The sequence below is a fragment of the Myxococcus sp. AM009 genome (assembly GCF_013372605.1).
GTDB lineage: Bacteria > Myxococcota > Myxococcia > Myxococcales > Myxococcaceae > Myxococcus > Myxococcus vastator.
The window spans coordinates 1-13,032 of record NZ_JABXEP010000098.1 but is presented as its reverse complement, the minus strand read 5'-3'; the positions used below and the strand labels follow the sequence as shown (position 1 = coordinate 13,032).

The 13,032-nt window shown below is 70.6% G+C and carries 12 protein-coding genes and 1 pseudogene; 5 read left to right on the top strand and 8 right to left on the bottom strand.

Annotated elements, in window-relative coordinates; all coding sequences use genetic code 11:
- The first annotated feature begins 1 nt into the window (after window position 1).
- The 5 genes from HV824_RS22860 (at window position 2) to HV824_RS22840 (ending at window position 6,090) form a co-directional block, all read left to right on the top strand.
- Entirely contained in the window at window positions 2-301 is a 300-nt protein-coding gene (locus HV824_RS22860; protein ID WP_176419267.1) for an acylphosphatase, read from the top strand.
- Window positions 298-741 (top strand): DUF3052 family protein, encoded by a 444-nt coding sequence (locus HV824_RS22855; protein WP_176419266.1) that lies wholly within the window; start codon window positions 298-300, stop codon window positions 739-741. The genes HV824_RS22860 and HV824_RS22855 overlap by 4 nt, the downstream gene beginning before the upstream one ends.
- Before the next feature lie 551 nt (window positions 742-1,292).
- A complete protein-coding gene (locus HV824_RS22850; RefSeq protein ID WP_176424207.1) occupies window positions 1,293-3,869 on the top strand; it encodes an Rne/Rng family ribonuclease in 2,577 nt (858 codons plus the stop codon).
- Window positions 3,870-4,213: 344 nt separating this feature from the next.
- Complete coding sequence (locus HV824_RS22845; RefSeq protein ID WP_176419264.1) at window positions 4,214-5,611, top strand: YhjD/YihY/BrkB family envelope integrity protein; 1,398 nt, start codon at window positions 4,214-4,216, stop codon at window positions 5,609-5,611.
- 125 nt (window positions 5,612-5,736) lie between these two features.
- Window positions 5,737-6,090, top strand: coding sequence for an HU family DNA-binding protein (locus HV824_RS22840; RefSeq protein ID WP_163782702.1), 354 nt, complete (start codon window positions 5,737-5,739; stop codon window positions 6,088-6,090).
- Window positions 6,091-6,101: 11 nt separating this feature from the next.
- Here HV824_RS22840 and HV824_RS22835 read toward each other — a convergent pair whose 3' ends face one another.
- The 8 genes and pseudogenes from HV824_RS22835 to HV824_RS22800 form a co-directional block, all read right to left on the bottom strand.
- Entirely contained in the window at window positions 6,102-8,168 is a 2,067-nt protein-coding gene (locus HV824_RS22835; RefSeq protein ID WP_176424206.1) for a flagellar biosynthesis protein FlhA, read from the bottom strand.
- Window positions 8,165-9,214, bottom strand: coding sequence for an EscU/YscU/HrcU family type III secretion system export apparatus switch protein (locus HV824_RS22830; RefSeq protein ID WP_176424205.1), 1,050 nt, complete (start codon window positions 9,212-9,214; stop codon window positions 8,165-8,167). The genes HV824_RS22835 and HV824_RS22830 overlap by 4 nt, the downstream gene beginning before the upstream one ends.
- Window positions 9,211-10,005 (bottom strand): EscT/YscT/HrcT family type III secretion system export apparatus protein, encoded by a 795-nt coding sequence (locus tag HV824_RS22825; RefSeq protein ID WP_176419261.1) that lies wholly within the window; start codon window positions 10,003-10,005, stop codon window positions 9,211-9,213. The genes HV824_RS22830 and HV824_RS22825 overlap by 4 nt, the downstream gene beginning before the upstream one ends.
- Window positions 10,002-10,271 (bottom strand): flagellar biosynthetic protein FliQ, encoded by a 270-nt coding sequence (locus HV824_RS22820; protein WP_011555600.1) that lies wholly within the window; start codon window positions 10,269-10,271, stop codon window positions 10,002-10,004. The genes HV824_RS22825 and HV824_RS22820 overlap by 4 nt, the downstream gene beginning before the upstream one ends.
- A 4-nt stretch (window positions 10,272-10,275) precedes the next feature.
- Window positions 10,276-11,007, bottom strand: coding sequence for a type III secretion system export apparatus subunit SctR (gene sctR, locus HV824_RS22815; RefSeq protein WP_176419260.1), 732 nt, complete (start codon window positions 11,005-11,007; stop codon window positions 10,276-10,278).
- Complete coding sequence (locus HV824_RS22810; protein WP_176419259.1) at window positions 11,004-11,420, bottom strand: hypothetical protein; 417 nt, start codon at window positions 11,418-11,420, stop codon at window positions 11,004-11,006. Before HV824_RS22810 ends, sctR begins: the two co-directional genes overlap by 4 nt.
- An 8-nt stretch (window positions 11,421-11,428) precedes the next feature.
- Complete coding sequence (sctQ, locus tag HV824_RS22805; RefSeq protein WP_255208260.1) at window positions 11,429-12,574, bottom strand: type III secretion system cytoplasmic ring protein SctQ; 1,146 nt, start codon at window positions 12,572-12,574, stop codon at window positions 11,429-11,431.
- A gap of 147 nt (window positions 12,575-12,721) precedes the next feature.
- Window positions 12,722-13,032 (bottom strand): annotated as a pseudogene (locus HV824_RS22800) (hypothetical protein); the annotation flags it as partial.

The following is a 13,032-nucleotide window of genomic DNA, read 5'->3' as shown; positions in this document are numbered from 1 at the left end:
GATGGGGCGGTCCATGAGTGGCACGCGGCGAGCTTCGCTGCGCATCGAAGGCAAGGTGCAGGGCGTCTTCTTCCGGGAGAGCGCCCGCGTTGAGGCCACACGCCTGGGTCTGACAGGCTGGGTGCGCAACCGGCCGGACGGGGCCGTGGAGGCCGTCGTGGAAGGGGAGCCCGCCGTGCTCGAGGAATTCATCCGCTGGTGTCACCGCGGTCCGCCGCAGGCCCGGGTTTCGGGCGTTCAGCGCACGGACGACGAGGCCACCGGCCAGTTCAGTCAATTCAACGTGGAGCGCACGTCATGACGCCCTACGCGCTGGCCTCCCTTCCGGCCATGCTGGGCATCCGGGCCGGGTCCAAGGTCTCCGTCATCAACCCGCCGCGGGGCTTCGTGCAGAAGCTCAACCCGCTGCCGGATGGGGTGGAGTTCCTCATCACCGCGGTGACGGGCCTGGATGTCATCCTCTTCTTCACCCAGGACCCGCAGGAGCTGGTGCAGCGGCTGCCGGCCCTGGCCCGCGCCATGGCCCTCACCGGCGGCATCTGGGTGTGCTGGCCAGGAGGCGAAAATGCCCGCCGGGGCCTCTCCGAGGACTTCGTCCGCCACGCGGCCCTGGACATCGGTCTGGTGGACAACAAAATCTGCACCATCGACGCCACCTGGACAGGCCTCCGGCTGGTGCGGCGGCCCCGAGGGCGACTGGACAAGCCAGGGGAGCGCAAGCAAGCCCCTGCCCAGGCCTGACGCCCTGCCGGGTAGCCGCCCGGCATCTGCCTGACAGTGAATGGATGCCGTTTCTCGGCTTTACACACCCGGGGGGCCGTGAAAAACTCCTCGTGTTTCTGGACGGTTGTGTGACGCCCCGCGTTGTCGGGGGTCAACGTCTGGTAGGGATTTTGACGGGTTGCGTTCCCGGCTCCTCTGGCCGCGTCAGCCGCACCGAGGCTCCAGTCGCCCCCCCAAGGTGGCCCACGATGGGCACCGACCGGGTGTGGATAGAAGAGCGGGCGGCACGTGCGTCGTGGGGAAGCTCGAACGCGTTGTGAAGACAAGGCCTCGCCCGGCACGGTGCCGGTCGCAATGCGGGGCGCCAATGAACTCGGAGGAGCAGGCGGTGGTCCCCTCGGTCCTCGACAGCGCGCCCCCAGCCGTGCCCGGAATGCCCGGGCCGGTGGCGCTCGCTGTAGGCCCGCCGGAGGCCGCCTCTCCCTTCGCAGCGCGCTCGGAGGCGCGGCGTCTCGCCGCCGCCCGTCCGGTGAGGTCCGCCCTACCGCGCGCGCCAGCAGGATTCATCCATGAGCAGCATCCTGGTCATCAACGCCGCGGGTCGCGAGACGCGCGTCGCGCTCGTCGAGGGCGGACACATCGCGGAGTTCTACCTCGAGCGTAAGAAGGACAAGGGCGTCGTCGGGAACATCTACAAGGGCCGCGTCGTCCGGGTGCTCCCCGGCATGCAGGCCGCCTTCGTGGACATTGGCCTGGAGAAGGCCGCGTTCCTCTATGTCAGTGACGTCGTCTACGACCCCGACTTCGCGCGCGCGCAGTTCGAGCTGACTGAAGGCGAGCACGAGGATGCGCCGGACGTCCCGGATGAGACCGAGGCCGAGGCCGCGGAGGCCGCCGCCCGGCACGCGCCCCGTCACGTGGCGTCGGAGCCGGAGGACGCCCACTTCGAGCCCGCCGCGGCGTCCACCGAGTCGCTGCCGCGCGACACCGCCCTGGAGCTGGCCGCCAACGCCCCGTCTGTGACGCCGCCGGGCGCGGAGACGCCGGCGGCGCCCGCGGAGGAAGCGCCGGCAGCCGGGGCGGAGGCAGTGGTGGCCGCCGAGTCGGCCGCGCAGCCCGTCACGCCGGAGCAGATTGTCGCGGTCGAGCCGTCCACGGCAGCGCCCGTGGAGGCGGCGCCCGCACCGGTGAGTGGCGAGGCCGTGGCCGCGCCCTCCTCCGAGCCGCAGGTGACCGAGGCCGCCGTGGAGCCGGCCGCGCAGGTGGAGTCGCCCGAGGCGGCGCTGGCCGTGGCCGCGGCGTCCGAGCCCGCCGCGGTCGCGGTGGAGACGCCCGGTGAAGCCGCCGTGGAAGTGGCCGAGGGCGAAGCCACCGGTCTTCCCGTCGAGCCCCCTCCCCCCTCGGCCGCCGCGCTGGGAGACATCATCCCCTCGCCCGCCGCGGAGGGTGCCCAGGCGGCGAAGCCCTCCGAGGTCTCCGGCGAGCGCCGCACGCCGCGCGAGGCCCGTGAGGCCCGTGAGCCCCGGAGCCGGGAGAAGGAGCGCGGCGAGAAGGAAAAGGGCCGCCGGCCGCAGGAGGAGAAGCGCTGGGGCGACAAGCGCGACGACGACAAGGAGAAGGTCAAGCCGCGCCGCACCGACAAGATTGAGGACCTGCTGAAGGTGGGCCAGGAAGTCGTCGTCCAGATTTCCAAGGACCCCATCGGCACCAAGGGCGCGCGGCTCACCTCGCACATCTCCATCCCTGGCCGGCACCTGGTGTTCATGCCCACGGTGGACCACGTGGGCATCAGCCGCCGCATCTCCAACGAGAAGGAGCGCCGGCGTCTGCGTGAAGTCGTGGACCGCCTGCGCCCGCCCGGGACGGGCTTCATCGTCCGCACCGTCGCGGAGAACGTGCCGCAGGAGAAGCTCGAGAGCGACATCCGGTTCCTCATCGAGGTGTGGAACCAGGTGGTGCGCAAGAACGAGAAGCGCGGCGGCCCCGGCCTGCTGCACCCCGACCTGGACCTCATCCTGCGCGCCACGCGCGACCTCTTCGCGCACGACGTGGAGAAGCTCGTCGTCGATGACCGCGAGGAGTACGAGCGCATCCTCGGCTTCGTCACCGCGCAGGACCCGGCGCTGCGAGACAGGGTCGCGCTGCACGAGGGCGACGACACCGTCTTCGACGCGTACGGCATCGAGCAGGAGCTCCAGCGCGCCACCCAGCGCAAGGTGTGGCTGAAGAGCGGCGGCTACCTCATCATCGACCAGGCCGAGGCGCTCACCGCCATCGACGTCAACTCGGGCCGCTACGTCGGCAAGAAGAGCCTCGAGGAGACCATCACCAAGATCAACGTCGAGGCGGCCAAGGAGATTGTCTACCAGCTCCGGCTGCGCAACATCGGCGGCATCATCATCTGCGACTTCATCGACATGGAGAAGGCGCAGAATCGCGACAAGGTCTTCAAGGCGCTGCAGGAAGCGCTGGGCCGCGACAAGGCCAAGACGAACGTGCTGCGCATCTCCGAGCTGGGCCTCGTGGAGATGACGCGCAAGCGCGTGCGCGAGTCCATTGGCCGCATGCTCCACGAGGACTGCCCGTACTGCGACGGCAACGGCTTCGTGAAGACGGCCACCACCGTGGCCTACGAAATCTTCCGGGAGATTCGCCGCGAGGCGCCGGGCTACAAGGACTCCACGCTGGTCATCAACTGCAACGCGGAAGTGGCGCGCCTGCTCCAGGGCGAGGAGCGCAACGAGCTGCGGCACCTGATGGACCGGTACAACAAGTCCATCCAGGTCAAGGCGCAGCAGAACTACCACCGCGAGCAGTACGACATCTACGGACGCTCGGCCTCCGGCCCGGAGCACAAGGTGGCCTCGTCGCCCGGCTCGGGTGATGGCGAGCTGGCCATGCAGCAGCGCAAGCCCGACAGCAATGGCGGAGGCTTCGGCCGCCAGGAGCAGGGCCGCCGCGGCGGTGGTAGCGGCGGAGGCAGGGACCGGGGCGGTGAGCGCGGCGGCGAGCGCAACGAGCGCGGCGAGCGGGGCGGAGAGCGCGGCGGCTCGCAGAACGCGTCCGGTGGAGGCGAGAGCGCTGGTGGCTCGACGCCGCCTCCGTCCTCGGGTGGTGGTTCGGAGCCTTCAGGCGGCACGACCTGAGTTCTCCTTCCGCCGTGTCAGTCGTCGGCGCCCTGCCCTCCCTGTGGATTCATGGACGGGGCTGGGAGCCGGCGGCGGGGCCTGGCGGAAGTCGCTGGCCGGTGCACACCAAGCCCCGCTCCGTGTCGGCTTGTGTACGCTGGCCAGCTACCTCGAACCGGGGTGGGCTGGCCCTGGCTGCCGTGGATTCGCTAGCGTGAGCGTCCATGCCCCAAGGCGGCTCCCGCCTCACGGGCCGGCCATGTCACACGGATGATGTCCACACGCTCCGAGCACGTATCGCCCCTCCTGGGGCCACGTTCCCTCCGCCTCCGTCAGGCCCGCGCCTGGCGCGGCCGGGCCTCGTGAGGGAACTGGTGAAGCTGACGCCGCTGCCCTGGCTCCGTCACCTCCGTGAGCGGCTGTCCACCCAGGCCACCCGGCTCTGGGCGCCCGTGCGGCACACGCCCGTGGGGCTGTTCGCGACGGACACCTTCCTGGCCGCGAAGACGGTGGCCCAGGGCTTCCGCGGGGAGAACCTCCGGCTCCGTGCCGCCGCGCTGACCTACGTCAGCATGTTCTCCCTGGTGCCCCTCCTGACGGTGGCGCTGGTGCTGTTGACGGCCTTCCACCAGGAGGAGTTCAAGGAGAAGCTGCGCTTCGTCGTCAGCGAGGTGCTCAACCCCGGGGTCCGCGGCAAGTCCTCCCAGTTCCTCGACCGCTTCCTGAACCCCACGCACACCGTCGCCATGGGCAGCGTGGGCTTCCTGGCGGTGCTGCTGTCCGCCGGCTCGCTGCTGCGGCAGCTCGACGGCGCCGTCAACGAGCTGTGGGGCATCCGGCGGCAGCGGCCGTGGCGCATCCGGCTGCTCATCTACTCGGGCCTCCTGCTCGTGGGGCCCTTCTTCCTCGCGCTGTCCTTCTCCGGAACGGGCAAGGTCCGCGTCTTCCTGCAGAGCCACGCGCCCTACGCCAGCGCCTTCATCCTGCTGGGCACCACGCTCGTCACCGTGACCAGCCTCACGCTGCTCTACTACTGGACGCCCTATGCGCATGTCCGCGTCCGGTCCGCGCTCGCCGGCGGACTGGTGGCCGGCCTGGGGTGGACGTTCGCCAAGCAGGTGTACGCCGCGTTCGCGGAGCGCAGCTTCCAGTACAACCCCCTCTACGGCTCGCTCGGCGCGCTCCCGTTGTTCCTGGCCTGGGTCTACGTGAGCTGGCTGCTGGTGCTCTTTGGCGCCCGGCTCTCCTATGCCGTGGAGCACACCGCCTTCCGGCACTCCCTCTTCGCCTTTGGGAGCCACCCGCGCGCGCACGAGCTGGTCGCCGCCCGCGTCGCCCAGGAGGCCACCCTGGCCTGGGTGGACGGACTGCAGCCTCCCTCGCCCCGTGAGCTGGCGACGCGGCTGCGCGTCCCCGAGTCGCTTGTCCACGAGGTCGTCGACCGCATGGTGGCCGCCGAGCTGCTGGAGCGCCTCCGCAAAGGGGGCCTGCGTCCCGCGAAGGACCCGGCTGCCCTCACGCTGGCGGACACCACGCTTGCCGTGCACGGTGTGATGCTCACCGGGGGCGCGGAGGGCTGGAGCGGGCCACGGGCGCCCGGCTTCGAACAGATGGAGCCCCTCTTCCAGGCAGCTGACTGCGCCGGGGTCGACCTGCTACGTCGCACCCGATGGCTGGACCTGGTGGTGCCGCTCCGTCCAGGACTGGCCGAGCCTGCTCCCGCACCACCGCCCAGGGTGGCCGCGGGGGGAAATCCGTAGAGGTTCTGGGTGGTTGGAAGCTCACCCTGCTTGCACGAAGGAAGTGTTCTGTTATGTTTTCAGGATTCGACCACGGGCCAGAGCGCCCTGTTTCCAAGGGGTCACCGGGTTTGCGGGAGCGTCCGATGCTCAAGTCCGATCTGATCAACATCCTCGTGGCCAAGAGGGGCGTGACGCAGAAGCAGGCTGAGGCCACCGTCGAGACGATTTTCGAGTCGATGAAGGATGCCCTCTGCCGCGGCGAGAACATCGAGATTCGCGGGCTCGGTGCCTTTCACGTGAAGAACTACCAGGGCTACCAGGGCCGCAACCCGAAGACGGGCCAGGTCATCCCGGTGAAGCCCAAGCGCGGCCTGCTCTTCCGTACGGGCAAGGAGCTGCGCGACCGCGTCAACCGTCCGGCGCCCCAGCAGGCCCAGACGGAGCTGCCCTCGCTTCCCGAAAGCAAGGGGCCGGGCAACACGGGCACGGGGCTCTAAGCCCAGTTCCCTCAGCGCCCCACCGTCACCGGCGACAGCCGACCGATGGGGCGAATCTGTAGGGCTCCGTCCAGTTCGCCATAGGTGAGCACCGCGACCTCCGGGAATGCGCCCTCGCACAGCCTGCGCAGGGGCCGCCGGACATCCGGAGCGGTGAGCAGCACGGCCCGTCCCTCGGTGGCCACCTGACGCACGCCTTCGAGGATTTCCGCCACCCGCTCCGGGTCGGGCGCCAGGCCTCGCGGGCCCATGCCGCGCAGCACCTCTTCCACCTCCGGGTCCACGAGGTACGCGTACAGCGGCCCGGTGGGCGCGAACTTGTGGCTGAGGTAACGCCGCAGCGCCTGCCGGCAGCGCTCCGCGAGCGCGACGGCATCCCCTTCCGTCGTCGGCGACACCAGCGCCTCCAGGATGGCTCGCAAGTCTCGGATGCTGACGCCCTCTTGGAGCAGCTTGCGGAGCACGTCCGTGAGCAGCGGCAGCGGCACCTTCTGCAGCGCCTCCTTCACGAGCACGGGCGCCTGCGCCTCCAACCCCTCCAGCAGCCCCTGGACGTCCTGCAGCCCCAGCAGGTCCGCGGCGCGGACCCGCAGGATGGCGCGCACGTGGTCCGCGACCAGCTCACCCGGACGCCGCAGCGGCACTTGCGCCGTCTCCAGCAGGACTCGCGCCGACTCTGGAATGCGGCTGATGACCTTCCCACTCGAGGGCTCCGTCGCGGCCTCCGCGCTCACCTGAAGGAATGCCAGCTCGTCCGGAGGCGCCAGCGCGTAGAGCGCCTCGGGCAGCACCTGCCCTCCGCCCGCCGGGACTTCATCCACCAGGACGCGGTACTCACCAGGCCCCAGGTAGGCGGCCTGCGTGCGCACCCGGAGGCCTGGCACCCGAACCCCCAGCTCGAAGAACAGCTCGTCCCGCACGCCGTTCAACGTCTTGTGGACGAAGGCGGAGCCCTCCGCTTCCGCCAGCACCGTCAGGTCCAGCGCCAGGTCCAGCGTGAGCGGGGAGACCCCCACGGGCGACGCTGCACTCTCCGGTGGCGCTCCCGCCGCGCCAGGCGCCACGCCCTCCTCGGGCGCGCCGGCCTTCTCTTCGACCTTCGAGCCACCCGGCCGGCTCAGCACGTGGCCCAGCCCGCCCAGGCCTCCCGCCAGCAGCAGGAACGTCACGTGCGGCATTCCCGGCATCAGGGCCAGCGCGACGCACAGGCCCGCCACCACCCAGAGCGTCCGCGCCTCTCCGAAGAACTGGGCGCCAATCTCCGCCCCCAGCGTGTCGTCCTCCTTCTCAGAGGCGACCCGGGTGACGACGAGGCCCGCGGCCACGGCGATGCACAGCGAGGGGACCTGGGACACCAGCCCGTCACCAATCGCGATGAGCGCGAATGTCGACGCCGCCTCGGCCAGGGGCATGCCTCCCTGCAGCACACCAATGACGGTTCCTCCGAGCAGGTTCACCGCGACGATGACCAGGCCCGCAATCACGTCCCCCTTCACGAACTTCATCGCGCCGTCCATGGCGCCGAACATCTGTGACTCGCGCTCCAGGTCCCGCCGCCGGCGCCGGGCTTGCGTCTGGTCGATGGCGCCCGCGCGCAGGTCCGCGTCGATGGACATCTGCTTGCCGGGCATCGCGTCCAGCGTGAACCTCGCGGACACCTCCGCCACCCGCTCCGCGCCCTTGGTGACGACCAGCAACTGCACCAGCGTGAGGATGGCGAACACCACCGTGCCCACCACGTAGTCGCCTCGGACGACGAACTCACCGAAGGCCTCGATGACGTCTCCCGCGTGCCCCTCCGCGAGCGCGAGCCGTGTGGAGGACACGTTGAGCGCCAGCCGGAACAGCGTGGTGAACAGCAACAGCGTGGGGAACGACGTCACCTGCAACGCGTCCCGAGCACGCAGCGCGGACACCAGCAGGGCCACCGCCGCCGCCAGATTGACGGCGAGCCCCGCGTCCAGGAGCCACGCGGGCAAGGGGATGATGAGCGCGCCCAGAATCGCTGCCATGGCGACCGCCAGCACCACGTCCGAGGAGCTTCGGGCCTTCAGCAATACCTTCATGAGGGGGTTCATGACGTCTGTCTCCGTGGATGGCCGTCCAACTCCCGCGCGTCCATCGCCGTGCGCAGGACGACCGCCGCCGCCTGGTACAGCTCCTCCGGAATGGGCTCGCCCACGTCGTAGTGGATGAGGCTGCGTGCCAGGGGAATGTCCCGCACCACCGGAATGCCGAGCCGGCGTGCCTGCTCCCGCAGGGCGAGCGCATCCCCTTCCCGGGCCTTCGCCACGAGGTAGGGCGCCTCGCATTCGTCGACGTCGTAGCGGAGCGCGACCGCGATGTGCGTGGGGTTGACGACCATGGCGGTCGCCTTTTGCACCCCACGTGCCGCGCCGCCCTGCGCGAGCTGACGATGCTGGGCCTTCCGCTGGCCCTTGTGCCTCGGGTCGCCCTCACTCTCCTTGTACTCGCGCTTCATCTCCTCGCGAGTCATCATCAGGTCCTTGAGGTGGCGCCGCCAGGCCAGCGCGTAGTCCCCCACGCCCAGCACCACCATCAAACAGGCCAGCCGGCCCGCGAGCCCGGACACGTGCGCGACCACCAGGCGCAGGCCCTCCGTACCACCCAACCACGCGGTCTTCATCGCGTCTGGGGCAGACGCCTCCGCATCGCTCCAGACGAGCGCCCCCACGAGGCAGACAATCAGCAGCGTCTTCGCCAGCTCCACCCAGGGGCGCCAACTGAAGAGCCGCTGCACGCCCGCCACGAGACTGATGCGCTCCAGCTTCGGCTCGACATGCTGGAGGTCGGCGTCCAGGCCCACCGTGGCCAAGGACACGAGCAACGCAGCGGCGAACGCGCCTCCCAGCACCGGGCCACAGAAGCGCGCGGCAATCCAGAGGCCTTCCTGCCACGCCCCAAGGTCCTGCTGTCCAAGGAAGAGGTGCTCGGTCCAGGCCTGGAGCCTCGCCATGCCCACCGGAGCGGCCTCCGTGAGCCCGAACAAGCCACCCGCCGTCACCGCGCTGGCGTTCAGCAAACGGCTGCGGGGAAGCTGCCCCTTGCGCCGTGCTTCACGAAGGCGCTTCGCGCTGGGCTTCTCCGTCTTCTCCCCACTCACCGCGCCACCTCCCCCAGCAGCGACAGCGCGCCTTCCACGGACAGGACGCCCGCCAGCAGCCGCTCACACAGCACGCCCGTCCCCAGCCACAACAAGGCGCCCCCGCCCAGAATCTTCAGCGGCGCCCCCACCTCCTGCAGATTCACCTGCGGTGCCGCTCGCGAGGCCATGCCCAGGAAACAGTCCACGGTCAGCACCGCCGCCGCGATGGGCGCCCCCACCGCCAGCCCCGTGGCCATGGCCGCGCCCGCCAGCAGGACGACCTGCAGCGTGGCCGCCTCGGTGGGAACGAAGGCGCCGAGCTTCACCACGCCGAACCCGCGTAGCACGCTGGAGATGACGAGCGGCCACATGCCGCCGGAGACCACCAGCGCCACCAGCAGATGGTAGAGCCCCTCCCCCGCCGCGGACTCACGACTCCCCGCCAGGGGCAGGCTCGCCTCGGCGGAGGTGCCACGAAGCAGGTCGATGAAGCGGCCCCCCATGCGCGCGGCATCGAACGGGAGTGCCGCGACCAGCCCCACGGACGTGCCGTAGAGCAGCTCGCGTATCACCAGGCCTCCCAGGGCCACCGAGGACGTGACGGGCGCATCGAGCGCCACGCCCGCCTCCACCCGGAGGAAGAGCGACAGGGACAGCACCAGGGCCAGTCGGACCATCGTCGGCGTGGCCTGTCCGCCCAACAGCGGACACAGGAACGTCATGGGCAGCAGCCGCGCGGCACACAGCGCCACCACGACGATGTCCGGCCCCAGTGACTCGAGCCACGCGCGAAGCGGCTCCAGGTTCATGCCGCGACCTCGGAGATGAGCATCAGGAGCTGGTGGGTGAACCGCGTGAGCTGCCCGGCAATCCAGGGCCCGGCGAGGACCAGCGCCAGGACGGCCGCGCACAGCTTGGGCACCACCGACAGCGTGGACTCCTGAAGCTGGGTGGTGGCCTGGAAGAGGCTCGACAAGAACCCCACCACCAGGCTCGCGCCAATCGGCGGCAGCGACGCCATCACCATCAACAGCAGGGCCTCACGTCCCAGGGTGAGGAAGACGTCCTGGGTCATTTCGTCACCGGTAGCCGAGGATGAGGCCCCGCGCGAGCAGCGACCAGCCATCCACGGCGACGAAGAGGAGAATCTTGAAGGGCAGGCTCACCTGACTGGGTGACAGTGTCTGCATGCCCAACGCGAGCAGCACGTTGGCGATCACCATGTCCAGCACGAGGAACGGGAGGAAGACGAGGAAGCCAATCTGAAAGGCTTCCTTCAGCTCGGTGAGGACGAAGGCCGGAATGACGACGAAGAGGTCCGTCTCCCGCACCGCCTCCAGCTCCTCCACCGGCCGCAGCTCGCGCGCCAGGTCCACGAAGCGCGCCCGCTCCTCAGCGCTCCCGTGTTTGACCAGGAAGGCGCGCAGCGGCTCCGACACCCGGCTCGCCGCGGAGAGCATCTCCGCGCCGGAGCCCGACGCAACCTCGGCGTAGGCCACCTGCCCCGCGTCATACATGCGCTCCATCACCGGGGCCATGATGTGCCCGGTGAGCACCGCCGCCAGGCCCGTCAGCACGATGGTGGGCGGCGCCTGCTGCGTGCCCATGGCCGAGCGGGCCAGCGACAACACGACGGCAATCTTCGAGAAGCTCGTCAGCATCAGCACCGCGAACGGCAGCAGTGACATCACCGCGAGCATGCCCATCATCGACAGGGGACTGCCCGCGTACGACATCCGCGACAGTGAGCGCTCCGCCGCGGCGGCCACGGCGGGGACCAGCAGGAGCGCTCCCAGCAAGCCGTGGCTCATGGCCCCTCCCGCCTGCCCCGAATCGTGCGGGGCATGGGCCGCCGGGCCTGCGCCAGGACACGGCCGAATTCCGGCGCCGGTGATGCCGTCTCGCGAATCTCCGCGAACGCGTCACCGAAGGCCACCAGGTAGCCGCGCCCATCCACCTCCACGAGCGCCACACCACACCGCTGCGACAGCCCCGCTCGCGACACGACAGTCAGCCGTGGCGCCGAGGCTGCGCCCGTGACGACAGCGCCCCGCCGGTGCCACCACCACCCCAGCACGGCCAGCGCAACAGCGCCCAGCAGCCACCGCGCGACCACCGTGGTGGAGACCCCAGCCACCGGGCCCAGCACCGCCAACCCGAGCACCAATGCCCCCGCCAACAACAAGCGCGAGCGCGGCGAATGTACGAAACGCTGTGCATTCATGACGGGACTCACGGCAGCAGCGCCAGGACGCGGGCGCCGACCTCGCCCTCGATTTCCACCAACTCGGCGCGGGCCACCGCGCGGTCTCCCACACGCAGCACCACCGGCTCACTTGCGTTGATGTGCAGGGGAAGCAGCGCGCCCGGCTTGAGCGCCGCGAGCTCCGACAGGGGAATCATCACCCGCGTCAGCTCGATTTCCACATCCACGGGCAGCGGAGGCATGCCCTCCTCCTGCTTGTTCACGGCCACCATGTCCGACTCCTGGGGAATCCCGCGCCCCTGCGCGCGGGTCAGTGAAAAGCCCTGGGCGAGGAAGTCTCCCGAGAGCGCGAATCCGCGCGTCACCAGCCGGCCCGGCCCGAAGAGCTGGCCGGACTGCTTGCGCACGCCTTCGAAGACGACGACGTCCCCCTCCACGAGCGCGTCCACCGCGTTCGCGGACAGCGGCGTCTGGCCGACGAGACACCGGGCCTCCAGCGAGGCGGCCAGCACCTCTGTCGCGATGCCCGACGCACGCTCCACCGGAAGCGCCTGGAACACCGTCTGGACCACCTGTGACGGCAGCAGCAGCCGCGCGCCCGCGCGCGACTCGCCCACCGTCACCATCAACTCGATGCCCACCAGCGGCTCACGAGGGTCCAAGCGCGCCACCACGTCCGACCTGGACATCGTCACGCCCGCGAGCCGCGGCCCCAGCCACGGAGCTGCCCCGCCCGCCGCCCGCGCCGCGGAGAGCGCGACTAGCAGGACATAGGCCAGCGTCGCCTCCTCCAACCGGGCCAGCTCCGTCACCACGCCGGGCCGCTGCCCCGCGCCAGCGATGCGCTCCAGCCCCATGAAGGCGAGCGCGGGCTCCAGCTCCAACACCGCCGTCCCTCCCACCGCCGACAGCTCCAGCAGCGCGAAAATCGCGGGCTCGCCCAGTCCGGCCGAAGGCGAGACGACGGACTCCAGAAAGCGGGCCTCCGCGTGTACCGAACAGCCGAGCTCCCGCGTCAGGGCCGTCGTCACCGCCTCCAGCGCATTCCGCCCGAGGCTCGCGGCCTGGGGGCGCTCCGCGAGCACGAGGTGCGCCCGAGTCAGCCGGCGCCTTCCCAAGCGGCGCAGGGGGCGGACCTTCCGGCTGGAGGCGTGTTCGATACGGGTATTCATCCATGGCTCCGCTGCTGCATCGGGACGCACCCCACCTGTGCAGGCCCCCCGCCAGAGGCCAGGCTCGTGGAGTCGCGGGGTTGGGAGGGCCAGGCATCCGCGCGCGGGACGCCGGGTACGCGGGCCGGGACGGCGCCGCTGACAGACTCAGCGCGTGGCCTCGCGAATCAGGCGCTCGGCCAGCGCCCCCTGCGCCGGAGGCGCCTCTGACGCCTGCTGCGCCAGACTCGCATCGGGAAACAAGGTCCGGTGGTATGGAGGCAGGCGCCGGAAGATTTCCCGGCGAAGCATGGGCGGCGCGTCACTCATGAGGCGCCGCAGCCGGGCAGCGGCATCCGCTCGCTCGCCGAACTCCACCGCCACCTTCGCCTGTCGCTGCGCGGAGGGCAGCGCGGACAGTCGCTGGAGGTGCTCCCGCGCACGCACCGCCGATTCCTCGCCCAGCTCGCCCAGCAGGG